The organism is Comamonas badia DSM 17552 (assembly GCF_000484635.1).
GTDB lineage: Bacteria > Pseudomonadota > Gammaproteobacteria > Burkholderiales > Burkholderiaceae_C > Comamonas_C > Comamonas_C badia.
This window is the reverse complement of record NZ_AXVM01000001.1, coordinates 224042-250148: the sequence shown is the minus strand read 5'-3', so window position 1 is coordinate 250148 and position 26107 is coordinate 224042. Positions and strand designations below refer to the sequence as shown.

Below are 26107 nucleotides of genomic sequence, written 5' to 3'. Positions count from 1 at the left end.
CCACCGTGGCCGTCATTCAGCTTCAGCGTGAACACCAGCTCGGCATGGCACAGGCGCGGCGCATGGCGGCGCAGTGGCAGGCGCGGGTGGAGCAGGAATTCGACATGCGCTGCGCGGTGGAGAAGGGCAAGGCCCAGGACAGCATTGCTTTCGAGCGCCCGGGCCTGAAAGGGCGGCTGCGGGTGACCGCGTCGCACTTTGATCTGCAGGTGCAGCTGGGCCTGCTGATGGGTGTCTTCAAGCAGCGCATCGAGAGCGAGATCATCGACAACCTCGATCAACTGCTGAGCGCGCACGCGGCCGAATCCAAGGCCAAGCCAAAACCCAGGGCCAGGCCCAGGGCAAAGGCCTGATCCGGGTCTGTCGGGCGGTTTTCAGCTCAGCGATTCGATCAGGTCCACATACCCCTGCATCGCCTGATCGGCGCTGGTACCCTTGAGGCCGTCCCACGCATCCCATTTGGCGCGGCCCACCGGGTCGAGCAGCCCGGGGCGCTTGCCGCTGCTGTCGCCCTCGGTGGCCTGCTTGTACAGCGCATAGATTTTCAGCAGCGTTTTGTTGTCCGGCCGCTCGGAAAGTTTCTTCGAGTTGGCGACGGCGGTCTTGAACTGGGCTTTCAAAGTGGCCATGGAGAGTCTCCTTGCGTGTGGTGCGGGGGGCGGAATCGCCGGCCTTTCTGACCGGCTGGCGCATGCGGATTCTGCCGGAGCCGGGGGCTGTTATGCACGCAACGAGCCCACCCGGTTATGGCTTCATTACTATGCTTTTGAGAGCTTGACGCGCACACGCGGCATGACTTCCAGAGCAAAAAGACGCATGGAATGCGCGACGTGCTCGGGCGCCAGACCGCCGAAATAATGCTGCGTCATCAGGTGATCCACGCCCATCTGGTGCAGCTGAACCACCTTGTCCACGACGCGATCGACCGAGCCGAACAGCGACAGGCCGCTTTGGAGGATGTCGTCATAGGTCTGGCGCCTGGCATACAGCCGGGTCTTGACGTACAGATCAAACGGATCGGCCGCGAGCGCACGCGCACGTTCGTCGGTCTCGGCCACATGCGTGTGCAGGCTGACCACGGCATCGCCCGGCTGATAGGGCTTGCCCGCCTCGGCTCGCCCGCGCTTGAATTCGTCCACGATCTGCGCCACATCGGCCCAGTCATCGACCGAGGCATAAGGGACGGAGATGATGGCGTGCCCTGCGCGCCCGACATGGAAGGCCGCCTCGCGGCGCAGGATGGCTACGGCGATCATCGGGGGCTTTTGCAGTGGCAGCACATTGAGCTGCACCGCATCAATGTGGTTGTGTTTGCCGTGGTAGGTCAGCCGCTCGCCGGCCAGCAGGCGGGTGACGATTTCCAGGTTCTCGTCGAAGCGGTCGCGCTTTTCCTCCAGCGCAATGCCATAGCCCTCGAACTCGTGCTTGAGGTAGCCCGAGCCGACGCCCAGGAACAGCCGCCCGCCCGAGAGCACGTCGACCATCGCGAAATTCTCGGCCACCTCCAGCGGGTTGTGCAGCGTGAGCACCGAAATCGCCGAGCCCACGCGGATGCGCTGCGTGTGGTTGGCCAGGTGCGCCATCATGATGGCGGCATTGGGGATGGCGCCGTATTCGTGGAAATGGTGCTCGGCGACGAAGAAGGTGTCGTAGCCAAGCCGGTCGGCCAGCGCGGCCTGGTCGGTGATTTCCTTGTAGATGTCGGCCACCGTGCGGCTGAAGCCCGGGAATTTCTCCGGCGGGTAATGGTCGTTGACGGAAAAGATCGAAAAACGCATGGCCTGTCTCCTGTTTTTGCGTGCGTGCGTGGCGTTTGCCGCAGTGTAGCGATGGTGTTTTTCGTGCGGGCCAGCCTGCGTATGATGCAGATCATCCACAAGGCTTTTCAGGAGACAGACGCATGCCCAACACCCATCTTCTCGTCGGCGACGGCGCGCACAAGGTCATCGCGCTGCATGGCTGGTTCGGCCATGCGAACGGCTGGGGCGGCTTGCCGCAGCACCTCGATGGCAAGGCCTTCAGCTATGCCTTCATGGATTACCGCGGCTACGGCGGCATGCGCGGCTCGGGCGGGCCCTACACCGTGGAGCAGATCGCGCAGGACGCGCTGGCGCTGGCCGACCACCTGGGCTGGCAGCGCTTCTCGCTCGTCGGGCACTCGATGGGCGGCGCGGCCATCCTGCAGGTGCTGGCTGCGGCGCCCGAGCGGGTGCGCGCGCTCGTCGGCATCACGGCGGTGCCCGCGTCGGGCGTGCCGTTTGACGAACAGGGCTGGCAGCTCTTCAGCTCGGCCGAAACCACCATGGCCGCGCGCCGCGGCATCATCGACTTCACCACCGGCAACCGCCTGAGCGGCACCTGGCTGGATGCGATGGCGGCCAGCACCGAGGCGCATTCGGACAACGCGGCCGTTGGCGGCTACCTGCCATCGTGGGCCAGGACCAATGCCGTGGAGCAGGTCAGGGGCCGGAAGCTGCCGGTGCTGGTGCTGCCCGGCGAGCACGACCCGGCGCTGGGCGAGGCGACGGCGCGCGCCACCTGGATGGAGCAATTTCCGCAGGCCGAGCTGCAGGTGCTGAAGAACGCCGGGCACTACCCCATGGACGAGACGCCGGTGTGGCTGGCGACGGTAATCGAGAAATTCCTCGCGGGCGTGCCGGCCTGACCCTTTCCAGAGTGGTTCAGGGCGCCGCCAGCAGCTCCAGCGCCTGCTGCGCCGCCACCCATTCCTCGTTGGTCTTTTCCACGCCCACGGTCACGCGGCTGCCGCTGGCGGAGATCGTCGCGGCGTGGCGGGCGTTGGCCTCTGCATCCATCTGCACGCCCAGCCATTGCAGCCGCTCGCAGATGCGTGCGCGCAGCACATCGTTGTGCTCGCCGATGCCGGCGGTGAAGACCAGCATGTCCAGGCCCCCCAGCACGGCGGTGAGTGCGCCGATCTCGCGCACGATGCGCTGCACGTACAGCTGCAGCGCCAGCCGCACGCGCTGGTTGCCGGCTTCCAGCGGCAGCAGCTCGCGCGGGTCGGGCGAGACGCCAGAGATGCCCAGCAGCCCGCTGTCGTGGTAGAGCATGGCGGCCACTTCGTCCGTGCTCAGCTTTTGCTCCTGCATCAGGTAGATCACCGCGCCGGGGTCCAGCAGGCCGCAGCGCGTGCCCATCATCAGCCCGTCGAGCGCGGAAAACCCCATGGTGGTCGCCACGCTCTTGAGATCCTGCATCGCGCACAGGCTGGCGCCGCTGCCCAGGTGCGCGACGATGGTGCGTCCGCGCGCGGCATCGCCATGGCGTTCGGGCAGGGCGCGGCTCATGAAGTCGTACGACAGGCCGTGAAAGCCGTAGCGGCGTATGCCGGATTCCCAGGCCGACCAGGGCAGGGCGAACAGCTGCTCCACCTGGGGCACGGTGCGGTGGAACGCGGTGTCAAAGCAGGCCACCTGCGCCGTGCCCGGGTGCTGCTGCAGGATCAGGCTCATGGCCTTGAGCGGAAAGGGCTGGTGCAGCGGCGCCAGCGGGATCAGCGCGCGCAGTTCGGCGATCACCGCCGGCGTGATGCGCGTCGGCGCGAAGTAATGCTGCCCGCCATGCACCACGCGATGGGCCACGGCCTTGAGCGGCGTGCCCCGCAGCCGCGTGGCGATGCGTGCAAGAATGAGCTGCAGCGCGGCGGTGGTGGGGTGCTCGGCATCCAGCGCGACAGGCTGCGGCGCGCTGCCCGCTTCGTCCAGCGTGGGTTGCGCCTGGCCTATGCCCTGCACCTTGCCGCTGTGGAGCGCGGCGCGCGGCGGCGCTGTGCCGCCGGCATCGAACAGCGCGAACTTGATGCTCGATGAGCCGCAGTTCAGAACGAGAATCAGGCCTTGGTCGGTCATGGTGTCGGGCGGCCGGTGTGCCGGCGTTTCACAGTTGTGATTCCAGTGGCAGCAGGCCCAGCAGCCACACCAGGGCGCGCAGCCCGGCGCGCGTCTGCGGCTCGGTGGCGTGGCGGGTGTCGGTCTGGTCCAGCCACCGCAGCGCGCCGGCGTCGGACTGCGTGACCTGCCAGGCGAGCTCCGGGGCGGTGCTTTCATCGAAAAAGCGGGCCAGCGCCTGCGCCAGCGCGGGCTGGTCGAACAGCACGCCCATTTCGGTGTTGAGCTGCACCGAGCGCGGGTCGAAGTTGAACGAGCCGACAAAGCCGCGCGCGCCGTCCACCATGATGAATTTGGAGTGCAGGCTGGCGCCGCTGGCGCCGACCAGGGCGCGGCTGGTGCGGTGCGCGGCGGGTTTGAGTTCGTACAGCCGCACGCCGTGGCGCAGCAGGTTTTCGCGGTATTTCCGATAACCCGCGTGCACCATCGGCACGTCCGAGGCAGCCAGCGAGTTGGTCAGCACCCGCACCTCCACGCCGCGCCGTGCCTGGCCGCTGATCATCAGCGCGCCCGCCTCGCCAGGGATGAAGTAGGGCGACATGATGCGGCTGTGCGTGCGCGCCGAGAACAGCAGCGCCATCACGTCATAGAGCAGCCACTGTGCGCGGTCGCGGCGGCGGCGCAGTGGCGAGGCTTTTTCGGGCGGGTCGGACAGCACCTGGTAGTGCGCGGACCAGTGCAGCGCGAGGTTGGCGCCCTGCAAGGTGCGCGTCAGCCATTGCTCGTGCCCGTGCAGCGCGGCCAGCCATGGGCTGCCCGCCGCCTGGGCCTGCCACTCGGCCTGCCGCGTCTCCTGCTGCGCCAGCGTGATGCGGGCCCGCCGCGGGGTGAGGCGGCGCAGCGGCACCACCGCGTCGGAGTTCCAGAAGGCATCGAAGATGCCGCTCGCCTGCGCCACCGCCGGGCCGAGCAGCAGCAGGTCGGTATCGCGGAAGTTGGTGCGCGCCGCGCCGAAGTATTCGTCGCCCACGTTGCGCCCGCCCACGATCGCCAGCCGGTTGTCCGCGATCCAGGCCTTGTTGTGCATGCGCCGGTTGAAGCCGACGAAGCGCAAGCCCATCTCCAGCGCGCGCCGCAGCCCGGCATCGCGGTTGCGCGCGGGGTTGAACAGGCGCACCTCGATGTTCGGCTGCTCGGCCAGCAGCAGCAGCGCCGGGTCCTTGCCGGCGGCGTTCATGTCGTCGAGCAGCAGCCGCACGCGCACGCCGCGTTCGGCGGCCCGCAGCAGCTCGTCGTCGAGCAGGTGGCCGCTCAGGTCGTGGTTCCAGATGTAGTACTGCAGATCCAGGCTGCGTTCGGCCATGCGGGCGCTGTGGGCGCGCGCGAGGAAGGCGTCCAGCGCGTCGTCGATCAGCACGGCGGCGCTTTCGTCCTCGGGGCGGGTATCCAGCAGCGGCTGCACCAGGCGATCGAGCCCGGTGGCGCTGCCGGCAATCGGCAGGGCGCTGCTGGGCTTTCCGCGTGCCGCATGCGCGAATCTGCCCCAGGACCACAGCGCCGCCAGCGAGAGCAGCGCCAGCAGCGCGATGGCGAGGACGATGGGTGCCAGGCTCATCACGGGGCGGCACGCATCAGCGTGGCGCGGTCTGCCATTGGCTGGCGAGCAGGCGCGCGATCGCGCAGGAGGCCAGGCGCGTGGCGCGCGAATCGGAGCGGCTGGTGAGCACCAGCGGCACGCGCGCGCCCATCACGATGCCGGCGCTCTCGGCGCCGCCCAGGTATTCGAGCTGCTTGGCCAGCATGTTGCCGCTTTCCAGATCCGGCACCACCAGCACATCCGCCTGCCCGGCGACCGGCGAGCTGATGCCCTTGACCTGCGCCGCCTCGGGCGAGACGGCGTTGTCGAATGCCAGCGGCCCGTCGAGCACGCCGCCCGTGATTTGCCCGCGGTCGGCCATCTTGCACAGCGCGGCGGCATCGAGCGTGGCCGGCATGCGCGGGTTCACCGTCTCCACCGCGGCAAGGATCGCCACCTTGGGCCGCGCCACGCCCAGCACCTGTGCCAGCGCGATGGCGTTGCGGATGATGTCGGCCTTGTCCACCAGCGTGGGGGCGATGTTGATGGCGGCGTCGGTGATGAGGAAGGGCCGCGGGTAGCTGGGTGTCTGCATCACGTAGCAGTGCGACAGGCGCCGCTCGGTGCGCAAGCCGGCCTCGGACGCGAGCACCGCGGCCAGGTATTCATCGGTGTGCAGGCTGCCCTTCATCAGCGCCTGCACCTCGCCCTTGCCGGCCAGCTGCGCGGCGGCGGCGGCGGCGGCGTGGCTGTGCGGCGCATCGACGATGTCGCAGCCGGAGAGGTTCAGCCCGCCTGCCTGTGCCAGATGTTCGAGTTTCGCCCTTGGCGCGACCAGCACCGGGGCGATCACGCCCGCGTCGCGCGCATCCAGCGCACCGGCAAGGCTCAGCGCATCGCAGGGGTGGACGACGGCGGTGCGCATCGGCGCCATGCCGCGCACCTGGTTCAACAGACGGGTGATGCCCTCGCGCAGGGCGGGTGCCGGGGTGGTGCTCATGCGGTCCGTGGTGCTTGGGGAAGAACCCGGATGCTACCCGCTGGCACGGCGTCAGGGTTGAAACAGCGTGTTGAGGTCGCGCCCCGACGCGGCGCCCGCGAAGCCGTCAAAACGCCCTTGCTCGGCCAGTTCCCTTGCCGCGCGCATGAAGCCGCCCCAGGCGGCGCGCGCCAGGCCGCCGCCCACGCTCACGCGGCGCACGCCGAGCGCTGCCATGTCGGCCATGGTGAAGGCGCTGGTGCCGCCGATCAGCACGTTGACCGGCTTGGGCGCGCAGGCCGCGACCACGGCGGCGATCTGCTCGCGCGTGTGGATGCCCGGGGCGTAGAGGCAGTCGGCGCCCGCCTCGGCGTAGGCGCGCAGGCGGGCGATGGCGTCGGCGATGTCCGGCCGGCCGACGAAGAAGTTTTCCGCACGGCCAATCAGCATCACGTTCTGGCCGCTGGCGTCAATCGCCGCGCGCGCAGCGCGCAGGCGCTCCACTGCACGCGGAATTTCCATCAGGGGCGCATCAGGCGTGCCGGTGGAATCTTCAATCGACAAGCCGGATACGCCCGTAGCGCATGCCAGTGTTACGTTATCAGCTACACCTTCAGGAGTATCTGCAAAGCCGCTTTCAAAATCCGCATTCACCGGCAGATCGGTTGCGGCGACGATGGCGCGCAGGTAATCCAGCACGGCATCACGCGCCATGGCGTTGTCCGGCCTGCCGTGTGACCAGGCAAACCCCGAGCTGGTGGTGGCCAGCGCCTTGAAGCCCAGGCTCGCCAGGTAGCGGGCCGAGCCGACATCCCAGGGGTTGGGGATGACGAAGCAGCCCGAGGCATGCAGCGCGCGAAACTGCGCGTGGCGGGCGTCGAGCTGTGCAGGGGTGGGTGGCGTCAGCATGGGCGCTTCACCTTCAGGGCCGCGAAATCGGCGCGCCGCCGTAGACGGATGCGGGATCGACCTTGACATCGATCACCATCGGGCGCTTGCGGTCGCGCGTGGCGATCGCCTGCATGGCCGATTGCAGCTCGGCGCTGCTGGTGACCGTGAGGCCCTTGGCGCCGAAGGCCTCGGCGATGCGCGCGAAATCGCGCTGCGGCAGCAGCGAGAGACTGGGGTCCATGTTGTGCGCCGAGAGCGCGATGTGCTCGGCGCCGTAGCTGCCGTCGTTGGGCACGACGATGACGAGATCGAGCTTTTCATCCACGGCGGTGGCCAGCTCGCTCAGGCCGCTCAGGGTAAAGCCGCCGTCGCCGACGACCAGCAGCGTGGGGCGCTCGCCCGCGGCCCGGGCGGCGCCTATCGCGGTGGCCAGGCCCAGGCCGATGGAGGAAAAGCCGTTGCAATCCACGTAGGAATGCGGGTTGGGCACCGAGAGCACGTTCCAGAAGGCGAACATGAAGCGCCCGGAGTCGGTGAGGAAAACGCGGTCCTTGGGCAGTGCTTCTTCCAGCGCGAAGGCGATCTCGTACAGGTCCACCGTGCCGGCCGGCGTCTTGTGCATCAGCTTCTGGCGCTTTTGCGCATCCCAGGCCTGCAACTGCTCGCGCAGATGCTCGCTGCGCGCGCCGGAACCGGGGATTTCCGCCTCGTCCAGCCACTTGACCATGGCGTCGGCCGTCAGGCCCGGATCGCCCACCAGGCCCACCGTCACCGGCGTGCAGCGCCCGATCTCGCTCGCCAGCGGGTTGACCTGGACGATGCGCTTGCCGCGCGTGAGGCCGCGGTGGCCCGATGTGTATTTGTTCAGGCTGGCGCCGAAGACGACCAGGCAATCGGCCTTGCCGATGGCATCGAGCGCCACCTCATGGCTCACGGTGCCGGAGACGCCGAGGTGAAACGGATCGCCCGCGAACAGGCCCTTGCCGCGCAGGGAGGTCGCCACCGGCGCCTCGATGCGCTGGGCAAAGCGCAGCACCGCCGCCTCGGCCTCGGGCGTATCGACGCCGCGCCCGCCAATCACCACCGGCAGGTGCGCCGAGGCGATGATGCCGATCGCGTCGTCCATGTCGGTGCTGCTGGGGATGGCGGCGCGCGTCTGCGGCAGGCGCAGCACGGGTTTTTCGTATTCGATCTCCTGCCACTGAAACTCAATGGGCATGTTGAAGACGATGGGCCGGCGCTCGGTCCAGGCGCGGTGAAACGCCCGCACCAGGTCTTCGGCCACGGTGTCCGTGCCGCGCAGATTGACGACGCCTGCGCCGGTGGCGGTCACCAGCTCCACGTGGTTGATGTGCTGCGCATGCTCCAGGTCGGTCGCCGGGGTGACGCCGGCCAGCAGCACCATGGGGGTGGCGGCCTTCACGCCCTCGATCAGCGCGGTGACGGTGTTGGCCAGCCCCGGCCCGTGGGTGACCGTGGCCACGCCGATCCTGCCGGTGACGCGCGCCCAGCCCTGCGCCATCAGCACCGCGCCGCCTTCGTTGACGGCGGGAAAGTAGTGGCCTTTGGTGTCGCGGCGGAAGCTGTCCACCACATACACGCAGCCGTCGCCCAGCACGCCGAACAGCTCGGTGCACCCCATGTCCCACAGGCCGTGGGCGATGGCTTCATAGACTTTCATGTTTGCTCCTTGCGTTGCTCAAGGCCGGTCGCTGACAGCGCGGCTCCGGGCGGATTCTGGACCACGGCGCGCGCTGTGGCGGCCTGACGCTGCAGAAACAGTTCCATCAGAAGTGCCAATAATCGCGCCCCATGCCACACCGCACCGCCACCCTCATCGGCCTGATCGCCGTCGTCCTCTGGGCCTCCATCGTCGGCCTGATCCGCAGCGTGAGCGACGGTCTGGGCGCCACCGGCGGCGCCGCGATGATCTATACCGCTGCCTCGGTGCTGCTGGTCTTCACCGTCGGCATGCAGGGCCTGCGCGGCATGCCGCGGCGCTATCTGTTCTGGGGCAGCCTGCTGTTCGTGGGCTATGAGCTGTGCCTGTCGCTCTCCATCGGCTACGCGCACACCGGCCAGCAGGCGATCGAGGTGGGCATGGTCAACTACCTCTGGCCCACCTTCACGCTGCTGGCGGCGATTGCCTTCAACGGCCAGCGCGCCAACTGGCTGGTGGCGCCGGGCGCGCTGGTGTCCATGCTCGGCATCGTGCAGGTGCTGGGCGGTGATCGCGGCGTGGACCCGGTCGGCATGTGGGCCAATGTGCAGGACAACCCGCTGAGCTACGGCCTGGCGTTTGCTGGCGCGGTGATCTGGGCCGCGTACTGCGCCGTCACCGCGCGCATCGCCCGGGGCAGCAACGCGATCACGCTGTTCTTCATGCTGACCGCGCTGGCGCTGTGGGCCAAATACCTGCTGGGGGGCGGCGGCGCGATGCACTGGAGCTGGTCAACCGCGGTTTACCTTGCGCTGGCGGCCTGTGCCATGGGCTTTGGCTACGCGGCATGGAACGTGGGCATCCTGCATGGCAACGTGACGCTGCTGGCGGGGGCTTCGTACTTCATTCCGGTGCTGTCGGCGGCGCTGGCCGCCGCCATGCTGCGGGTGCCGCTGGCGGCGCCGTTCTGGATCGGCGCCTTCATGGTCTGCGGCGGGGCGATTCTGTGCTGGGTGGGGACGCGGGCGCGGACGGCGTGAACGGGTGAGCCAATACGTCGCCGAGCTGACACGCGTTTGTGCTGCCGCGCTCTCAAAATCCGCGCATGACTTCACCGCTGCGATCCACCCTCGATTTCTTGCTCCACGACTGGCTCCAGGCCGATGCGCTCACCACGCGCGCGCGCTTTGCCGACCATTCGCGTGAGACGTTTGATGCCGTGCTCGACACCTGCGAGCGCATCGCGCGCGACAGGTACGCGCCGTTCAACCGCCAGGTGGACACCGAGGAGCCGCGTACCGAACCCGATGGCGCCGGCGGCCTGCGCGTGGTGCTGCCGCGGTGCACGCACGATGCGCGGCTTGCCTATGCCGGCAGCGGCATGCTGGCTGCCGCGCAGGACTATGAACTGGGCGGCATGCAGCTGCCTTATCTGGTGGAGGCGGTGGCCAATACTTTTTTTGGCGTGGCGTCGGTCAGCATCGGCAGCAACCTGCTGACCACCGGCAACGCCAACGCCATCCTGGCGCACGGCACGCCGCTGCAGCAGCAGGTGTTCGCCGCCAATGAATTCAATGGCCGCTGGGCCGGGACGATGTGTCTGTCGGAGCCGCAGGCGGGCTCCAGCCTGTCGGACATCGCCACGCGCGCGCAACCTGATGAGGCCCCCGCGCTAGCCGCCGACGGCTCGGCGTCCTGGAATCAAGACCCGCTGGGCCCGCGCTACCGCCTGACGGGCAGCAAGATGTGGATCAGCGCCGGCGAGCACGAGCTGACCGAGAACATCGTGCACCTGGTGCTGGCCAAGATTCCGGGGCCGGACGGCAGGCCGGTGGCGGGGGTGAAGGGGATTTCGCTGTTCATCGTGCCCAAGCGGCTGGTCGATGCCGATGGGCGGCTGACCGGCGAGAGGAACGACATCGCGCTTGCCGGGCTGAACCACAAGCTGGGCTGGCGCGGAACGACGAACACGCTGCTCAATTTCGGCGAGGGCGCCTACCCGGTGCGTGGTGCCGCGGGCGCCATCGGCTACCTCGTCGGCCAGCCCGGCGATGGCCTCAGGTGCATGTTCCACATGATGAACGAGGCGCGCATCGCCATCGGCATGGCGGCGACCGCGCTGGGCCTGGCGGGCTATTACGCCAGCCTGGACTACGCCAAGGCACGGCTGCAGGGCCGGCCCGTGGGCGCGGGCGGCAAGGACGCGGCGGCGCCGCAGGTGCCATTGATTGAGCACGCCGACATCAAGCGCATGCTGCTGGCGCAAAAGAGCTACTGCGAGGGCGCGCTGGCACTCAACCTGTACTGCGCGCGCCTGGTGGACGACGGCCGGACGGGCGATGCACCGGCGGCGGCAGAGGCGAAATTGCTGCTGGAACTGCTCACGCCGATCGCCAAGAGCTGGCCGAGCGAGAACTGCCTGGAGGCCAATTCGCTCGCCATCCAGATCCACGGCGGCTACGGCTATACGCGTGATTTTCCGGTCGAGCAGTACTGGCGCGACAACCGGCTGAACATGATCCACGAGGGCACGCACGGCATCCAGGCCATGGATCTGCTTGGACGCAAGGTGCTGATGCAGGAGGGCAAGGCCCTGCGGCTGCTGGCCGCGCGGGTGCAGGCGACGGCGGCAAAGGCCCGGCAGATCGAGGCGCTGGCGCCGCATGCCGCGCAGCTCTCCGACGCGCTCGCCCAGGTGGCGCAGGCCACGCAGGCGGCCTGGAGCACGGGCAAGCCAGCGGAAGCGCTGGCCAACGCCGTGCCCTATCTGCAGGCCTTCGGCCATGTGGTGCTGGCCTGGGTGTGGCTCGACCTGGCGTTGGCGACGCTGCGCGGCGATGCTTCATTGAAGATAGCTGCCAGCGCAGGCAGGATGGGCGCTTGCAGGTATTTTTACCATTATGAATTGCCCAGGATAGCCGCCTGGCTGGCACCGGTGGCGCGGCGCGATGCCACTTGTGCGGCGCTGCCAGCCGATGCTTTTTAAGTGATAGCTTCAGCCAATTGACACGCATGCCTTTATGGCATTTGTGACGCACAATCGCGCCATGCCTACCCTGCTCATCGTCCATCACACGCTCACCGGCGGCACGCTGCAGATGGCGCAGGCGGCGGCCGAGGGCGGGGCGGCGGAAGCGGGCGTGCAGGTGCGCATGCTGCGCGCCCAGGAGGCCGGTGTGCAGGACGTGCTGGCCGCGGCGGGCTATCTGTTCGCCACGCCGGAGAACCTTGCCAGCATGGCCGGCGTGATGAAGGATTTTTTTGACCGCACGTACTACGGCGCGCTGGAGCGCATCGAGGGGCGCCCGTATGCGAGCATGGTCTGTGCCGGCAGCGATGGCGAAGGCGCGGCGCGCCAGATTGCGCGCATTGCCATGGGCTGGCGCCTGAAGCCCGTGGCCGAGCCGCTCATCGTCTGCACCCATGCGCAGACGCCCGAGGCGATCGCGGCGCCCAAGCGCATAGCCGAGGCCGATCGCGAGCGCTGCCGCGCGCTGGGCGAGGCGCTGGCGACCGGGCTGGCGCTGGGCATTTTCTGAATGCCGGCAGAATGGGCGGCGCCTGCATAAAATCGCCGCGCCCGCACAGGGTGGGTGTCCTGCGGGTTTCACGCTTTTCCGCCATGGACTCCCGCCTGTATTTGACCGATGGGGTGCGCCTGCGTGCGGCGGGCACGGCCACCTACGCGTAATTGCTTGTGAAAAATTCCGACGCATTCACCCGAAAAAAGCGCTGGTGGGCAGGCCCCATGAGCGCGCAGCGCGCGGTGCTGCTGCTCGCGCTGTACCTGCTGCTCGCGGCCAACTGGCCGTTGTGGCTGGGCCTGGCGCGCATTGCCCAGGGGCCGGGCGATGTTTTTTCACTGGGTGCCCCCCTGCTGGGACTGCTCGCCAGTGCGACGGTGGCGGTGCTGGGCCTGACCGCCTGGCCGCGCGGCATGCGCTGGATCTGGTGGCTGCTGGCTCTGATAGCGGCGCTCGCGCAGTACTACATGCTCACCTACCGGGTGGTGATGGACCCGGGCATGCTCGCCAACGTGATGCAGACCGACGTGCGCGAGGCGCGCGACCTGCTCACCGCCCGCCTGCTGCTGTCGGTGCTGCTGGTGATGGCGCTGCCGACCTGGTGGCTGGCGCGCCTGCAGATCCTGCCCGCGCCCTGGTGGCGCCAGCTGTTGCGCAATGCGGGTTTGATCGCGCTGGCGCTGGCGCTGGCAGGCGCCACCATCGCGCTGGGCTCGCGCAGCCTGGCGCCGCTGATGCGCAACCACACCGAGCTGCGCTACCTGATGAACCCGGCAGCGCCGCTGTTTTCGACGGCGATGGCGGTGCATGACCAATGGTTCAGCCGCCCGCGCACCCTGGTGAAGATGACCGACGGCGCGGCGCTTGGCGCGAGCTACGCCGGCGACCGGCGGCCGCTGCTGCTGGCGCTGGTGGTGGGCGAGACCGCGCGCGCGGACCACTTCTCGCTCAACGGCTATGCGCGCGCCACCAACCCCGAACTGGCGCGCCGCGACGTGCTGAGCTGGCGCGGCGTGTTTTCGTGCGGCACCAGCACCGCGGCATCGCTGCCGTGCATGTTTTCGCCGCTGGGGCGCGATGCGTTTCTCTCGCGCGGCGAGGACTACGAAAACCTGCTCGATGTCGTGCAGGCGGCCGGCCTGGCGGTACTGTGGCTGGACAACCAGAGCGGCTGCAAGGATGTCTGCGACCGTGTGCACCACGCGGATGCGATCGACGGCCTGAACCCACAGCAGCGCCAGGAGCTCTGCCCCGGTGGCGAATGCAGCGACGAGGCCATGCTGATCGGGCTGGATGCGCGCATCGCCGCCTTGCCCGAGGCCGAGCGTGCGCGCGGCGTGCTGCTGGTGCTGCACCAGATGGGCAGCCACGGCCCGGCCTACTACAAGCGCTCGACGCCGGCGCAGAAAAAATTCGAGCCTGAATGCCGCACCGAGGTGCTCTCCGAATGCGGCCAGCAGGCGCTCATCAATGCCTACGACAACTCCATCGTCGCCACCGATGCCTTTCTGGCCGGGGCGGTGGATTGGCTTCGGCAGCGGTCCGCGGAGAGTGACACCGGCCTGCTGTACGTGAGCGACCATGGCGAATCGCTGGGCGAATACGGCCTGTATCTGCACGGCATGCCCTATGCGGTGGCGCCCGACGTGCAAAAGCATGTGCCCATGGTGGGCTGGTTCAGCGCGCCATTGCAAAAGCGCCTGGGGCTCTCGGATGCCTGTTTGCGCAGGGGGCTGGATGCGCCGCTGACGCACGACAACCTGTACCCGTCGGTGCTCACGCTGGTCGATGTGCGCTCGCCCAGCTACAAGCCGGCGCTGGATATGTTCGCGCCTTGCCGACAGGCGCGGTGATGGCGCTCCAACCTTGCAGTCCAGATACATCCTCGCTCTACCCAAAGGGGGGCGTGCGGCCAGTTGCGCGGGTTTTGCTCCCTCTCCCTCTGGGAGAGGGTGGGGGTGAGGGCCAACGCGCTTGACTGAGGCATGTCGCCAATCCAAAAAACCTTGTCTTGGCCCTGATACGGGATGCCGCTGCAGCTATCGTTTTGTGCGGCTGCGCGGCAGCCCCGCATCCAAGGCAGGCACTGCGCGGCTGGGGATAATGGCGCGCTGCCCGCCATGAATACCGCCTTGCACACCTCCCAGGATTCGTTCGCCTCGGCCTCCGCGCTGGACCGCGCCGTGGTGGTGGCCACGCTGGCGCGCATCGAGCAGGGCGGGGCGCTGGAAGACGGCGCCGAGCTGCGCCAGGCCTTTGCCGCCGCGCCTACCCGCCCCCTGCAGGTGCAGCAGCGCGCCTGGCTGCTGGGTGAACGCCTGGGCGTGGTGGCCGAGCTCGCGCGCTGGCGCCGCGCCACGCGCCTCACCGCCTTCCTGCTGGCGCTGCTGCTGGCGCTGGCCGGGCTGCTGGCCGGGCGCGCCGTGCTGGGCGAGGGGCGCAGCATCAACGCGATCGCGGCCTTTGCCAGCCTGCTGGGGCTGCACCTGCTGATGCTGGGGCTGTGGCTCATCGGCCTGCTGTGGGGATTGAAGGGCGACAGCAGCCACGGCGATTGGTCTCTGGGCCGCTGGGCGCTGGCCTGGGCGGCGCGCCTGCCCCCGGACCGGGGCCGGTATGCGCCCGAACTCTGGCAGGCCTTTGCCGCGCTGGTGCAGCGCCAGCGCCTGTGGCCCTGGCTGGCGGGCCTGCTCAGCCACAGCATCTGGGCGGTGTCGCTCACGCTCACGCTGGCGGTGCTGGTGGCGGGGTTTGCCTTTCAGGCCTACGCGCTGCATTGGGAAACCACCATCCTGAGCGCTGCGTTTTTCCAGCGCTTCGTGCAGTGGACGGGGGCCTTGCCCGCGCTGCTGGGCTTTGCCGTGCCCGATGCCGACGCGGTGCGCGCCGTCGCCGCCCAGCACAGCGCCGATGCCGCGCAGCAGCGCGCCTGGGCCTGGTGGCTGATCGGCTGCGTGCTGGCCTACGGCGTGCTGCCGCGCGTGCTGCTGGCGCTGCTCAGTCTGGCGCGCTGGCGCAGCGGCCTGGCGCGCCTGGCGGCGGTGGATATGGCCGATCCGCATATCCAGAGCGTGGTGCGGCGCCTGGACGCGCTGGAGCCGCCGCCGCAAGTGGTCGATGCCGAGCAGCGCGCTGCGGCACACCCTGCGCAGTCCCCGCGCGATTGGGGCCGCACCGCGGCAGGCGCGGTCTTGATCGGCTTCGAGCTGCCGCCGCAAACGGCCTGGCCCCCGGCTGCGCTCGCGGGCGCGGGCTGGGTCTGGAGCGTGAATCTGACGGGCAGCGCCGAGGAGCGCGAGGCCTTGCGCGCGCGCCTCATGCAGGCGCCGCCTGCGTGCGCGCTGGTGCTGGTGCACGCGCCCGGCAGTCCCGACCGCGGCACGGCGCGCTGGCTGCGCGAACTGCGCCAGAGCGTGCCCGACCTTGCCGTGCTGGCCTCCGAAGCAGAGGGCGCGGCGCGCTGGCGCGCCTGGATGAATGCAGAAGGTTTTGAGGCTTTACCGCTGATGGAGCAAGCGCAGCAAGCTATGGAGTGGATAGCACAAAGGAATCCATCGTGACGGGCGAGCCCCTGACCGCCGTCGTCGTCGGCCACACCAACGTGGGCAAGACCTCGCTGCTGCGCGCGCTCACGCGCCAGCGTGATTTCGGCGAAGTCTCCGACCGGCCCGGCACCACGCGCCACGCGCAGGTGGTGGACTTGCGCGTTGCGGGCGAGGTACTGGCGCGCTTCACCGATACGCCGGGGCTGGAGGATTCCATTGCGCTGCACGCCTTCCTCGCGCAGCAGCCGGGCGAGACGCGGCTCGAAAAAATCCGCGCCTTCCTCGCCGGCCCCGAGGCGCGCGCCGCGTTCGAGCAGGAGGCCAAGGTGCTGCGCGCGCTGCTCGATGCGGCGGACTGCGCCATGCTGGTGATGGACACCCGCGCGCCGGTGCTGCCCAAATACCGCGCCGAGATCGAAATCCTCGGCTGGTGCGCGCGGCCCATCATGCCGGTGCTCAACTTCACCGCCGATGCCGGCAGCCGCGTGCTCGATTGGCAGGCCATGCTGCGCGAATGCAGCCTGCACGCGCAGGCGCAGTTTGACGTGGTGGCGCCGCTGCATGGCAGCGAGCAGCAGCTCTATGCCGACCTGGCCACGCTGCTGCCGCCCGCGCGCCGCAGCCAGGTCGCCGCCATAGGCGCCGCGCTCACGCAGGCCGCGCACGAGCGCGAGCAGGCCGGCTGGCGCATCGTGGCCGGCACGCTGATCGACGTCGCCGCGATGCGCCGCCAGGTGGCCGCCGAGGTGCTGCAGGACGCGGCGCGGCGCCAGCAATGCGTGCTCGACTTTCGCAGCGACTTGCGCGCCCATGTGCAGGCGGGGATGGACGCGCTGCTGGCGCTGCACGCGTTTCGCGCGGGCGATGCGGAGCTCAGCGATCTGCCCGAGCTGGAAGGCCGCTGGAAGGATGACCTGTTCGACCCCGAGCTGCTCGCGCAGGCCGGCATGCGGCTGGGCCTGGGCAGCGTGCTGGGCGCGGGCGTGGGTGTGATCGCCGACCTGATGCTGGCCGGGCTGTCGCTGGGCGCCGCCACCACGCTGGGCGCCACCGTGGGCGGTGCGCTCTCGGGCGGCTGGCGCCCGCTCTGGCGCAAGCTGGAGAACCGCATGCAGGGCGTGCAGGAACTGACCGCGGAAGATGCGCTGCTGTGGCTGCTGGCGCGGCATCTGCATGCGCTGGCGCTGGCGCTGGCCAGCCGCAGCCACGCAGCGCAGGACGCGCTGCGCGTGCCGCTGGCCCCCATCGATGGTGCGGACACGGAGCCGATGGAGAAGGCGGCAGCCCTGCCGCGCGCGCTGCTGTCCACGCTGTCGGTGGCGCGCAGCCACCCGGATTGGGAGCGCAAGGGCCGACGTGCCCGCGGCGGCGAAGAGCGCGAGCGGCTGGAGCAGCGCCTGGCTAGCCAGCTGGCCGCAGGGCCTGCACTGGTGGCGGGGTAGCGGCCGGAGAACGCAGAGATTTCGGGCATTGGCGCTTTTCTGCAAAGCGCCAGCAGCTATTTTTTTACTTCTTCTCGCGCGGCTGACGGCCCATCAGGTAGAACTCGGGGTTGGGCATCATCCCGGAAAAGCTCGCCATGCGGTTGGAGAGACCAAAGAACGCGGTGATGGCGGCAATGTCCCAGATGTCCTCGTCATCAAAGCCGTGCGCATGCAGCCGCTCGAAGTCGGCCTCCTCGATGGCGCTGGACTGCTGGCAGACCTTGAGGGCGAAATCGAGCATGGCACGCTGGCGCGGCGTGATGTCGGCCTTGCGGTAGTTCACCGCCACCTGGTCGGTCACCAGCGGCTTTTTCTCGTAGATGCGCAGGATGGCGCCGTGCGCCACCACGCAGTACAGGCACTGGTTCACCGCGCTGGTGGCCACCACGATCATCTCGCGGTCGCCCTTGGTGAGGTGGCCTTCTTCCTTCAGCATCAGCGCATCGTGGTAGGCGAAGAACGCGCGCCACTCCGCCGGACGCCGCGCGAAGCCGAGGAAGACATTGGGGATGAAGCCGGCCTTCTCCTGCACCTCCAGGATGCGGGTGCGGATGTCCTCGGGCAGGCTGTCCAGAGTGGGGGCGGGGTAGCGTTCGGTCATGGCTCTCTCTTGGGGGTGGCGCCGGCCTGCGGCGGCGTGTAGATGTATTCGCGGTTGAAGGGATAGCACGATTGCGCTCCGGGCATTGTGCCTGTCTCCTGCCGCCCGTCGGGGTGGATCATCAGAATCTGGTGCAGCGCCACCCAGCCTTGCTCAAAGCCCAGCGCGCAGCCCGCAAGGTAGAGGCGGTAGGCGCGCAGGACTTTTTCGCCGTTCTCCGTGCCGTGCTGCGTGTTGAGAATCTCGCGCGCCCGGGGCAGCTGCGCTTCCAGCGCATCCGACCAGGCCCAGAGGGTTTTTGCGTAGTGCGGGCGGATGTTCTCGGTATCCACCATCTCCAGCCCCGCTCTGGCGATTTCGTGCAGCGCCACGCTCACGTGCAGCAGCTCGCCGCCCGGGAAGATGTAGCGGTCGATGAACTCGCCCATGCCGGCGCCCAGCTCGGTGTTGTCCACGCCGCCGGCGGTGATGCCGTGGTTCATCGCCAGGCCTCCGGGCTTGAGCAGGCGGCGCAGGGTGCCGAAGTAGGTGGGCATCTGCGCGCGGCCCACATGCTCGAACATGCCGATCGAGGAGATCTTGTCGAAGGGCTCGTCCACCTGCAACTCGCGGTAATCCTGCAGCAGCACGCGCACGCGGCCCGTGAGACCGCGTGCCTCGATCTGCTGCTGCACATAGGTGTACTGGTTGTGCGAGAGCGTGATGCCGATGCCATCGATGCCGTAATGCTCCGCCGCCCACAGCAGCATGCCGCCCCAGCCCGAGCCGATGTCCAGCAGCCGTTCGCCCGGCTTGAGCTGCAGCTTGCGGCAGATGTGATCGAGTTTGGCCTCCTGCGCCTGCGCCAGCGTCATCTCGGGCGTGCGGTAGTAGGCGCAGGAATAGACCCGGTACGGGTCCAGCCACAGGGCGTAGAAATCGTCGGAAATGTCGTAATGGAACTGGATGTTCTGCGCGTCCCTGGCCGTGGTGTGCCTGGCCCTGGAGACATACCAGGCCAGCGCCTGGCGCCACCAGCTGGCGTGTTCGTCCTGCGCCGGATCGGTGCTCAGCAGCGCTTGCGCGGCCACCATCAGATCGCGCACGCTGCCTTCGAATTGAACACGCCCCTCGACGATGTCAGCGCCCACCGTGCCGATGGCGCCGGTGGCAAGCGCCGCGATCGCCGTCTGATCGCGCAGCGTGAGCGAGAGGGCCGCGTCGGCCGGACCAACGCAGTCTCCGCCAGGCAGCTGTATGCGCATAGGCACCGGGGACTGCGCCAACCGGGTTTCCAAAGCGTCGTACGGCAGTTTCATCGCACGGGTCTCCTTGCTTGTCTGTTGCGAATATCCCGTTCTAAAGTATTTCCTGCTTTCACCGAATGGGCATTAGCGAAAAACCCTGATATTCGCGCAGTTTCATGCCGCAGGCGCGCGCAAAAAAAGCCGCAGGGAATTCCGTGCGGCCTTTTGTGGAAACTGCGCGCCAAGGCGCAGCCGGTTTCAGCGGGTTTACTTGAGCGACAGGATCCAGTCGACCAGCTGCTTGGCTTCCGCATCGCTGACATTGGCATTGGCGGGCATGGGCACCGGGCCCCAGACGCCCGAGCTGCCCTTGAGCACGGCCTTGATCAGCTGGGCTTCGGCATCTTTCTGGCCGGCGAACTTCTTGGCCACATCCTTGTAGGCTGGACCCACGACTTTTTTGTCGATGCTGTGGCAGGCCATGCAGTTCTTGGATTTGGCCAGCGCCTCGTTGGCGAAGGCGGGAGAAGACGCGGCAAATGCCAGGGTCATGGCAATCAAAGCAGCTTTCATGGTGACTTCCTTTACGGTTGGCTGGAAATACGGTTCAGATAACGCTATTCTAGTAACAGGCGTTGACTTGGCCAGCGCGTTCACGATTATTTACCTTGGAGCAGCTTGTGTACACCTTGATTCTGGGCATCCTGCTGGTGGCGCTGAAATACCTGGAAATCGGCCCGGTGGCGCAGTGGTCCTGGTGGTGGGTGCTGTCGCCCTTCGCCGTCACGCTGCTGTGGTGGGCCTGGGCGGACATGACGGGCTACACCAAGCGCAAGGCGATGGAAAAAATGGACGAACGCAAGAAAGATCGCATCGAGCGGCAGAAGGAAACGCTGGGCATGGCGCCGCGCCGGCCGCGCTGAAGCAGCGCGGCCGGCGGCAACGGGGGGGTCAGTCGAATGCGTCGAGCACCGCGCCGCGGCTGGCGGTCGATGCATTGCGCGCGAACTTGGCCAGCACGCCGCGCGTGTAGCGCGGCGCCGGTGCCTTCCAGGCGGCGCGGCGTTTGGCGATTTCGGTTTCAGGCACATTGAGTTGCAGCACCAGCTGGTGCGCATCGATGGTGATCGAATCACCCTCCTGCACCAGCGCGATCGTGCCGCCCACGTAGGCCTCCGGCGCCACGTGGCCGACCACCATGCCCCAGGTGCCGCCGGAAAACCGCCCGTCGGTGATCAGTCCCACGCTCTCGCCCAGGCCTTCGCCGATCAGCGCGCCGGTGGGCGCCAGCATCTCGGGCATGCCCGGGCCGCCCTTGGGGCCGAGGTAGCGCAGCACCATCACGTCGCCGGCCTGGATCTGGTGGTCGAGGATGGCGGCGAGCGCCGACTGCTCGTCGTCGAACACGCGCGCCGGGCCGGTCATCACGGGGTTCTTCAGGCCGGTGATCTTGGCCACGCAGCCTTCGGTGCTCAGGTTGCCGCGCAGGATCGCCAGATGCCCCTGCGCATACAGCGGCTGGGTGATGGGGTGGATCACGTCCTGATCGGCGCGCGGCGCGTCAGGGATGTCCTGGAGCGTTTCGGCAATCGTCTTGCCGGTGATGGTGATGCAGTCGCCGTGCAGCAGGCCGGCATTCAGCAGCATCTTCATCACCTGCGGAATGCCGCCGGCCTTGTGCAGATCGACCGCCAGGTACTTGCCGCTGGGCTTCAAGTCGCAGAACACCGGCACCTTCTTGCGCACGCGCTCGAAGTCGTCAATCGTCCACTCCACGCCCGCCGCGTGCGCGATGGCCAGGAAGTGCAGCACCGCGTTGGTCGAGCCGCCCACGGCCATGATCACGGCCACCGCGTTCTCGATGGACTTGCGCGTGACGATGTCGCGCGGCTTGAGGTCTTTCTTGATCGCCTCGATCAGCACCTTGGCCGATTCACGCGCGGAATCGACTTTTTCCGCATGCGGGTTGGCCATGGTGCTGGAGTAGGGCAGGCTCATGCCCATGGCCTCGAAGGCGCTGCTCATGGTGTTGGCGGTGTACATGCCGCCACACGAACCGCAGCCGGGGATGGCGTGCTGCTCGATGTTCTTGAGCTCGCCGTCGTCGATCTTGCCGGCGGCGTTCTCGCCCACGGCCTCGAACACGCTCACGATGTTCAGGTCGCAGCCGTTGGCGCAGCCTGGCAGGATGGTGCCGCCGTAGACGTAGATGCTGGGGACGTTGGAGCGCAGCATGCCCATCATGCCGCCGGGCATGTTCTTGTCGCAGCCGCCGATCACCACGCAGCCATCCATCCACTGGCCCTGCACGCAGGTTTCCACGCAATCGGAAATCACCTCGCGGCTCACCAGCGAATATTTCATGCCCTCGGTGCCCATGGCCATGCCGTCGGAGATGGTGGGCACGCCGAAGGTCTGTGCATTGCCGCCCGCCTGGTGGATGCCCTCGACGGCGGCGTCCGCCAGCTTCTGCAGCCCGGCGTTGCACGGCGTGATGGTGCTGTGGCCGTTGGCCACGCCGACCATGGGTTTCTTGAAATCCTCTTCCTTGTAGCCCATGCCGTAGAACATGGAGCGGTTGGGCGCGCGCGCCTTGCCTTCGGTGATATGGGCGGAGCGGTGGTTGATGGCTTTGGGATCGGTCATGGCTCGCAGGGGTGGCGCAGCGGCCACCGGTTGAAAGAAACGCCTGCAAGTGTAGTGCGAGCCGATTGGCCCGGCGCGGGCGGCGGAATTTGCATCAAAATCAGGGTTGAGGCTTGTGCCCCAAGCGCATGCAGCTATCGAAATGCATATTTCCGGAGGACCCAAATGAATGCTCTGACCGAGCGGATCAGCACCAGCTTCAATGCCCAGGGCTTGATGAAAACCCTAGGCGCGCGCCTCACGCAGGTGGCCGATGGCGTGGTCGAGATTGAAATGCCCTTCAGCAGCGCGCTGTCGCAGCAGCATGGCTATGCGCACGCCGGGGCTATCACCAGCATCGTCGACAGCGCCTGCGGCTATGCGGCGCTGACCCGCGCGCCAACGGATCGCCACGAAATCGTCACCGCGGAGTTCAAAGTCAATTTCATGCGTCCAGCGTTGGGATCGCGCTTTGTGGCGGTGGGCACGGTGGTGCAGGCAGGACGCACGATTGCGGTTGGCACGGGGGAGGTGCGCGCGTATGGCGATGATGGGGAGACGTACAAGGTGGTTGCGCTGATGCAGGCCACGTTCATGTATTTCGATCCAGGCGCCTGAGCCGGAGATCAACCTGTTCCCGTCGCCTTGTCCGGCTTCGCACGTTTCGCGGATGGCCTTGCGTGGTGCCCGGTGCCGTCAGCTCGATACCGTCAATCCGGGCGGCGAAAGAGCGAAAAATTTGCAAAAACAAAAAATGAATTACGATTCACACCGCCGTGAACTGAAATTCATTTTTTGTGGCCTACCGACAAACCCCTTCCGTTGAAGCACGCCTGCAGGACAACCGCCTGCGTATCCTGGCGGCGGCGCGCGCACTCGTCAAAGAAGGTGGATGGATGGAGGCCCAGGTGGCGAGTGTCGCGGCGTCGGCGGGCATGGCCACGGGGAGCGTGTACCGCTATTTCCCGTCGAAGGCAGAGTTGTTTGCCGAGGTGCTTTCGGCCGTCTCGCAGCGCGAGGTGGATGTGCTTTCCGAAATTGCCCTGTCGGACGATTCGGCCCTGGAGCGTTTGCACTCGGCCGTGACCTCTTTTGTCTGCCGGGCGATGCGCAGCCCCCGACTGGCGTATGCCCTGATCGCAGAGCCTTGCGACAAAGAGATTGACGAGGCGCGGCTGCGTTACCGGGCTGCCATCAGTGAGGTGATTCGTTCCATCATTGAAGCCGGGCAGTCCGACGGACAAATACGCAGGGATGTGCGCAGTGACGTCGCGGCCACGGTAATTGTGGGTGGCTTCATGGAAGGCCTGATCGGCCCGCTGTCGCCCCTGAATCGCCAGCCGCACCCCGCAGCGGAAAACCACCAGCAGGAAGTCGCCATGCTGGCCCACCAGATTGCCCGATTGGCCTGTGCCAGTGTGGCAAGTCACCCCGATGTCCCGTGAGACCCGCCCGTAACCCAGGAGATGACCATGAACAAGCCTCTGTCCCCCGAAATTCTTGCGACCGCCTCCGACCGCTACGGCACCCATGCGGTCTACAACCAGGCCAAGCCCGCTGCTGGGTTTAACGCATTCAGTGGCGACGCAGTGGTGCGTGGCGTGATTGAGCGAGAAGCGCCCTGGGCGGCCGAGCGCTGCGCGGCGCTGGGTGCGGTGGCCGGAGAGGAGGAGGTGCAGGAGCTGGCTCGCCTGGCCAACCGCAATCTGCCCGAGCTCAAGACCCACGATCGCTTTGGCAACCGCATCGATTGGGTGGATTTTCATCCGAGCTGGCACCAGCTGATGGCGCTTTGCTGGAAGCATGAAGTGCCTAGTCTTGCCTGGCGGACCAGAGAGCAGCACGGACATGTGGCACGCGCCGTGCTGTCCTACCTGTGGAACCAGGTCGAGCATGGCACTGCCTGCCCCATGGGCATGGCCTACGCGGCCTACCCGGGGTTCGAGCGCGAGCCGGCGCTGGCGATCTGGGCCGAGAAGGTCAAGGGCACGACCTACGAATTCAGCCGCAGGGAAGTGGGCCTGAAGCCTTCGGTCGTGATCGGCTATGGAATGACGGAAAAGCAGGGTGGCTCGGACCTGCGTGCAACGCAGACCACGGCGCGCTATTCGCATGCGGGTGACTACCACGGCGCCGTCGCGCACTGGTATGAGCTGACGGGGCACAAGTGGTTCTGTTCGGTGCCGCAGTCCGATGGCTTCTTCACCTTGGCCACGGTCAATGGCGGCGTGACCTGCTTTTTCCTGCCGCGCACCCTGCCCGATGGCAGCTACAACCGTTTCTTCATCCAGCGGCTCAAGGACAAGTCGGGCAACAAGTCCAACGCGTCGAGCGAGGTGGAGTACTCCGGCACGCTGGCCATCCGGGTAGGCGAAGAAGGCCATGGTCTGCGTGAAATCCTTTCGCATTCGCACCTGACCCGGCTGGATTTCGCCATCGGCTCGGCCGGGCAGATGCGCCAGGCACTGACGCTAGCGCTGCGCCACACCACCACGCGCAAGGCCTGGGGAACGTCGATTGCCGAGCGGCCGATGATGGTGAACGTGCTCGCGGACATGGCCGTGGAGGTGGAAGCGGCAACGCTGATGGCGCTTCGCGTGGCCCGCGCCACCGACCACATGGAGAGCGACGAGATGCAGCGCCTGCTGGCGCGTGTTGCCACGCCCGCGGCCAAGTTCTTCAATTGCTCGCGCGCTCCTTCGATCGCCAACGAAGCGCTGCAATGCCACGGCGGCAATGGCTTCATCGAAGAAAACCCGATCGCCCGGGTGTTCCGCGAATCGCCGCTCAACAGCGTCTGGGAAGGCGCGGCCAACATGATGTGCCTGGATGTGCGCCGTTCGTTGACCAAGGAGCCGCAGGTCATCGATGCCGTGCTGCACGAGTTCCAGCCCTTGAGGGGCCAGGACGCCCGTTTTGATGCCATGGTGGCGCATGCCGAACAGCTCATGCGCCAGTCGGTGGCGGATGAATTCCTCACCCGCCCGATGACCGAGGCCATCGCCCGCACGATGCAGGCCGCCGAGCTGCTGCGCCACAGCACGTCCGAGGTGGCAGATCTTTTTCTGGCAACGCGTGGGCTCAACCCCGCTGGCATGTGGGGTGCCCATTACGGCACGCTGGCCGGTGCTGCCATCACCCAGGAGGGTGCCAGCAGGATGGTGCGCCGCGCCATGGTTCAGGAGGCTTGAACAGTTCTGCTCATGGTCTTGACAACCTGCTCAGGCTCCCCAATTGAACATGGATAAAGGAGTGAATCATGAGTGATCAACAAGTTCAGGCATCCACCACGCTGAGCCTCAAGGGCAGGACGGCCCTCGTCACCGGTGCCGCGAGTGGTCTCGGCAAACGCATCGCCGAGGTGTTCGGCGACGCCGGGGCCAATGTCGTCGTGGCGGACCTCAGGCAGGCCGATGCGCAGGCGACGGCCGATGAAATTGCCAGAAAGGGTGTCAAGACCCTGGGCATCGCCATGGACGTGACCAGCGAGCAGGCGGTCGATGACGGCTTTGCGCAGGTGCAGAAACAGCTCGGCGCGGTGGACATCCTGGTCAGCAACGCCGGCATCCAGATCGTCGCGCCGATCCAGGATTTCACCTTCGCCAACTGGAAGAAGCTGCTGGCGGTGCACCTGGATGGCGGCTTTCTCACCTCGCGCGCGGCGGTGCGCCAGATGATCGCGTCGGGCCGCGGCGGCTCCATCATCTTCATGGGCTCGGTGCACTCCAAGGAGGCGTCCAAACTCAAGAGCCCCTATGTCACCGCCAAGCACGGCCTGGAGGGCCTGGCCAAGGTCATCGCCAAGGAAGGCGCCGCGCACAACATCCGCAGCAACGTCATCTGCCCGGGCTTCGTGCGCACGCCGCTGGTGGAAAAGCAGATTCCCGAGCAGGCGCAGGAACTCGGCATCAGCGAGGCCGACGTGATCAAGAACGTGATGCTTAAGGACACCGTCGATGGCGAATTCACCACCGTGGACGACATCGCCCAGGCGGCGCTCACCTTTGCCGCCTGGCCGAGCAATGCGCTCACCGGCCAGTCGCTGGTGGTGAGCCACGGCTGGTTCATGCAGTAAGGCGGCGCGGAACAGGTCCCGCGCCTGTCGCGCACCACCGCGACAACTTGTTCAGCGTCGCCGCAAGCCT

General features: G+C 67.4%; 24 protein-coding genes. 13 read left to right on the top strand and 11 right to left on the bottom strand.

Features of this window, described 5'->3' with window-relative positions; translation table 11 throughout:
- Positions 1 to 5 precede the first annotated feature (5 nt).
- Positions 6 to 353, top strand: a complete 348-nt coding sequence (locus tag K320_RS0101235; RefSeq protein ID WP_024537087.1) for a polyhydroxyalkanoic acid system family protein — start codon at positions 6 to 8, stop codon at positions 351 to 353.
- A gap of 21 nt (positions 354 to 374) precedes the next feature.
- On the opposite strand, the gene K320_RS0101230 is transcribed toward K320_RS0101235, so the two are convergent.
- Positions 375 to 629: an acyl-CoA-binding protein gene (locus tag K320_RS0101230; RefSeq protein WP_024537086.1), complete on the bottom strand. Its 255-nt coding sequence runs from the start codon at positions 627 to 629 to the stop codon at positions 375 to 377.
- Positions 630 to 758: 129 nt separating this feature from the next.
- On the bottom strand, positions 759 to 1778 hold the full coding sequence (locus K320_RS0101225) for an LLM class flavin-dependent oxidoreductase (RefSeq protein WP_024537085.1): 1020 nt from the start codon (positions 1776 to 1778) through the stop codon (positions 759 to 761).
- A 122-nt stretch (positions 1779 to 1900) separates the two neighbouring features.
- Here K320_RS0101225 and K320_RS0101220 point away from each other — a divergent pair, with 122 nt between their 5' ends.
- Positions 1901 to 2665: an alpha/beta fold hydrolase gene (locus K320_RS0101220; protein ID WP_024537084.1), complete on the top strand. Its 765-nt coding sequence runs from the start codon at positions 1901 to 1903 to the stop codon at positions 2663 to 2665.
- Between the two features lie 16 nt (positions 2666 to 2681).
- Here K320_RS0101220 and K320_RS0101215 read toward each other — a convergent pair whose 3' ends face one another.
- Genes K320_RS0101215 through K320_RS0101195 form a run of 5 tightly spaced genes read right to left on the bottom strand, consistent with a single transcriptional unit; the run spans position 2682 to position 8978 of the window.
- Positions 2682 to 3872 carry an acetate/propionate family kinase gene (locus K320_RS0101215; RefSeq protein ID WP_024537083.1) on the bottom strand — a complete coding sequence of 397 codons (1191 nt, stop codon included), beginning with the start codon at positions 3870 to 3872 and terminating at the stop codon, positions 2682 to 2684.
- Between the two features lie 28 nt (positions 3873 to 3900).
- Positions 3901 to 5466, bottom strand: a complete 1566-nt coding sequence (locus K320_RS0101210) for a phospholipase D-like domain-containing protein (RefSeq protein ID WP_024537082.1) — start codon at positions 5464 to 5466, stop codon at positions 3901 to 3903.
- Between the two features lie 16 nt (positions 5467 to 5482).
- A complete protein-coding gene (locus K320_RS0101205; protein ID WP_024537081.1) occupies positions 5483 to 6427 on the bottom strand; it encodes a bifunctional enoyl-CoA hydratase/phosphate acetyltransferase in 945 nt (314 codons plus the stop codon).
- 51 nt (positions 6428 to 6478) lie between these two features.
- Positions 6479 to 7315: an isocitrate lyase/PEP mutase family protein gene (locus tag K320_RS0101200; RefSeq protein WP_024537080.1), complete on the bottom strand. Its 837-nt coding sequence runs from the start codon at positions 7313 to 7315 to the stop codon at positions 6479 to 6481.
- 13 nt (positions 7316 to 7328) lie between these two features.
- Complete coding sequence (locus tag K320_RS0101195) at positions 7329 to 8978, bottom strand: thiamine pyrophosphate-binding protein (RefSeq protein WP_024537079.1); 1650 nt, start codon at positions 8976 to 8978, stop codon at positions 7329 to 7331.
- A 131-nt stretch (positions 8979 to 9109) separates the two neighbouring features.
- Between K320_RS0101195 and yddG the strand changes: the two genes are divergently transcribed.
- The 6 genes from yddG (at position 9110) to K320_RS0101155 (ending at position 17468) form a co-directional block, all read left to right on the top strand.
- Entirely contained in the window at positions 9110 to 9997 is an 888-nt protein-coding gene (gene yddG, locus K320_RS0101185) for an aromatic amino acid DMT transporter YddG (protein ID WP_029695690.1), read from the top strand.
- A gap of 65 nt (positions 9998 to 10062) precedes the next feature.
- Positions 10063 to 11943: an acyl-CoA dehydrogenase gene (locus tag K320_RS0101180; protein WP_024537078.1), complete on the top strand. Its 1881-nt coding sequence runs from the start codon at positions 10063 to 10065 to the stop codon at positions 11941 to 11943.
- Between the two features lie 61 nt (positions 11944 to 12004).
- The gene (locus K320_RS0101175; RefSeq protein ID WP_024537077.1) at positions 12005 to 12496 is read left to right on the top strand and encodes a flavodoxin family protein; all 492 of its coding nucleotides are present in this window, start codon (positions 12005 to 12007) and stop codon (positions 12494 to 12496) included.
- A 209-nt stretch (positions 12497 to 12705) separates the two neighbouring features.
- Positions 12706 to 14334 (top strand): phosphoethanolamine transferase, encoded by a 1629-nt coding sequence (locus K320_RS0101165; protein ID WP_024537076.1) that lies wholly within the window; start codon positions 12706 to 12708, stop codon positions 14332 to 14334.
- A gap of 267 nt (positions 14335 to 14601) precedes the next feature.
- Positions 14602 to 16041 carry a DUF2868 domain-containing protein gene (locus tag K320_RS18285; RefSeq protein ID WP_024537075.1) on the top strand — a complete coding sequence of 480 codons (1440 nt, stop codon included), beginning with the start codon at positions 14602 to 14604 and terminating at the stop codon, positions 16039 to 16041.
- Complete coding sequence (locus K320_RS0101155) at positions 16038 to 17468, top strand: GTPase/DUF3482 domain-containing protein (protein ID WP_024537074.1); 1431 nt, start codon at positions 16038 to 16040, stop codon at positions 17466 to 17468. Before K320_RS18285 ends, K320_RS0101155 begins: the two co-directional genes overlap by 4 nt.
- A gap of 64 nt (positions 17469 to 17532) precedes the next feature.
- On the opposite strand, the gene K320_RS0101150 is transcribed toward K320_RS0101155, so the two are convergent.
- The 3 genes from K320_RS0101150 to K320_RS0101140 all read right to left on the bottom strand — a co-directional run bounded on the left by K320_RS0101150 (position 17533) and on the right by K320_RS0101140 (position 19910).
- Positions 17533 to 18111 carry a peroxidase-related enzyme gene (locus K320_RS0101150; protein WP_024537073.1) on the bottom strand — a complete coding sequence of 193 codons (579 nt, stop codon included), beginning with the start codon at positions 18109 to 18111 and terminating at the stop codon, positions 17533 to 17535.
- Positions 18108 to 19409, bottom strand: a complete 1302-nt coding sequence (locus tag K320_RS0101145; RefSeq protein WP_024537072.1) for a class I SAM-dependent methyltransferase — start codon at positions 19407 to 19409, stop codon at positions 18108 to 18110. The genes K320_RS0101150 and K320_RS0101145 overlap by 4 nt, the downstream gene beginning before the upstream one ends.
- 195 nt (positions 19410 to 19604) lie before the next feature.
- On the bottom strand, positions 19605 to 19910 hold the full coding sequence (locus K320_RS0101140; protein ID WP_024537071.1) for a c-type cytochrome: 306 nt from the start codon (positions 19908 to 19910) through the stop codon (positions 19605 to 19607).
- Positions 19911 to 20017: 107 nt separating this feature from the next.
- On the opposite strand from K320_RS0101140, the gene K320_RS0101135 reads away from it, so the two are divergent.
- Positions 20018 to 20260, top strand: coding sequence for a TIGR04438 family Trp-rich protein (locus K320_RS0101135; RefSeq protein WP_024537070.1), 243 nt, complete (start codon positions 20018 to 20020; stop codon positions 20258 to 20260).
- 28 nt (positions 20261 to 20288) lie between these two features.
- Here the strand turns inward: K320_RS0101135 and ilvD are convergent, their stop codons facing one another.
- Positions 20289 to 21983 carry a dihydroxy-acid dehydratase gene (gene ilvD / locus K320_RS0101130; RefSeq protein ID WP_024537069.1) on the bottom strand — a complete coding sequence of 565 codons (1695 nt, stop codon included), beginning with the start codon at positions 21981 to 21983 and terminating at the stop codon, positions 20289 to 20291.
- 165 nt (positions 21984 to 22148) lie between these two features.
- On the opposite strand from ilvD, the gene K320_RS0101125 reads away from it, so the two are divergent.
- From K320_RS0101125 to K320_RS0101110, 4 genes are all read left to right on the top strand, one after another.
- A complete protein-coding gene (locus K320_RS0101125) occupies positions 22149 to 22580 on the top strand; it encodes a PaaI family thioesterase (RefSeq protein ID WP_024537068.1) in 432 nt (143 codons plus the stop codon).
- 179 nt (positions 22581 to 22759) lie between these two features.
- Positions 22760 to 23407, top strand: a complete 648-nt coding sequence (locus K320_RS0101120; protein WP_024537067.1) for a TetR/AcrR family transcriptional regulator — start codon at positions 22760 to 22762, stop codon at positions 23405 to 23407.
- Positions 23408 to 23434: 27 nt separating this feature from the next.
- Positions 23435 to 25153, top strand: a complete 1719-nt coding sequence (locus K320_RS0101115) for an acyl-CoA dehydrogenase family protein (protein WP_024537066.1) — start codon at positions 23435 to 23437, stop codon at positions 25151 to 25153.
- Positions 25154 to 25254: 101 nt separating this feature from the next.
- Positions 25255 to 26037, top strand: coding sequence for a 3-hydroxybutyrate dehydrogenase (locus K320_RS0101110; protein ID WP_024537065.1), 783 nt, complete (start codon positions 25255 to 25257; stop codon positions 26035 to 26037).
- Positions 26038 to 26107 lie beyond the last annotated feature (70 nt).

What these genes read in the sequence shown, in the direction of transcription:
- K320_RS0101230 (WP_024537086.1), bottom strand. Translation starts at nt 629, where the DNA reads ATGGCCACTTTGAAAGCCCAGTTCAAGACCGCCGTCGCCAACTCGAAG.
- K320_RS0101225 (WP_024537085.1), bottom strand. Translation starts at nt 1,778, where the DNA reads ATGCGTTTTTCGATCTTTTCCGTCAACGACCATTACCCGCCGGAGAAA.
- K320_RS0101220 (WP_024537084.1), top strand. Translation starts at nt 1,901, where the DNA reads ATGCCCAACACCCATCTTCTCGTCGGCGACGGCGCGCACAAGGTCATC.
- K320_RS0101215 (WP_024537083.1), bottom strand. Translation starts at nt 3,872, where the DNA reads ATGACCGACCAAGGCCTGATTCTCGTTCTGAACTGCGGCTCATCGAGC.
- K320_RS0101210 (WP_024537082.1), bottom strand. Translation starts at nt 5,466, where the DNA reads ATGAGCCTGGCACCCATCGTCCTCGCCATCGCGCTGCTGGCGCTGCTC.
- K320_RS0101205 (WP_024537081.1), bottom strand. Translation starts at nt 6,427, where the DNA reads ATGAGCACCACCCCGGCACCCGCCCTGCGCGAGGGCATCACCCGTCTG.
- K320_RS0101200 (WP_024537080.1), bottom strand. Translation starts at nt 7,315, where the DNA reads ATGCTGACGCCACCCACCCCTGCACAGCTCGACGCCCGCCACGCGCAG.
- K320_RS0101195 (WP_024537079.1), bottom strand. Translation starts at nt 8,978, where the DNA reads ATGAAAGTCTATGAAGCCATCGCCCACGGCCTGTGGGACATGGGGTGC.
- yddG (WP_029695690.1), top strand. Translation starts at nt 9,110, where the DNA reads ATGCCACACCGCACCGCCACCCTCATCGGCCTGATCGCCGTCGTCCTC.
- K320_RS0101180 (WP_024537078.1), top strand. Translation starts at nt 10,063, where the DNA reads ATGACTTCACCGCTGCGATCCACCCTCGATTTCTTGCTCCACGACTGG.
- K320_RS0101175 (WP_024537077.1), top strand. Translation starts at nt 12,005, where the DNA reads ATGCCTACCCTGCTCATCGTCCATCACACGCTCACCGGCGGCACGCTG.
- K320_RS0101165 (WP_024537076.1), top strand. Translation starts at nt 12,706, where the DNA reads ATGAGCGCGCAGCGCGCGGTGCTGCTGCTCGCGCTGTACCTGCTGCTC.
- K320_RS18285 (WP_024537075.1), top strand. Translation starts at nt 14,602, where the DNA reads ATGAATACCGCCTTGCACACCTCCCAGGATTCGTTCGCCTCGGCCTCC.
- K320_RS0101150 (WP_024537073.1), bottom strand. Translation starts at nt 18,111, where the DNA reads ATGACCGAACGCTACCCCGCCCCCACTCTGGACAGCCTGCCCGAGGAC.
- K320_RS0101145 (WP_024537072.1), bottom strand. Translation starts at nt 19,409, where the DNA reads ATGAAACTGCCGTACGACGCTTTGGAAACCCGGTTGGCGCAGTCCCCG.
- K320_RS0101140 (WP_024537071.1), bottom strand. Translation starts at nt 19,910, where the DNA reads ATGAAAGCTGCTTTGATTGCCATGACCCTGGCATTTGCCGCGTCTTCT.
- ilvD (WP_024537069.1), bottom strand. Translation starts at nt 21,983, where the DNA reads ATGACCGATCCCAAAGCCATCAACCACCGCTCCGCCCATATCACCGAA.
- K320_RS0101125 (WP_024537068.1), top strand. Translation starts at nt 22,149, where the DNA reads ATGAATGCTCTGACCGAGCGGATCAGCACCAGCTTCAATGCCCAGGGC.
- K320_RS0101115 (WP_024537066.1), top strand. Translation starts at nt 23,435, where the DNA reads ATGAACAAGCCTCTGTCCCCCGAAATTCTTGCGACCGCCTCCGACCGC.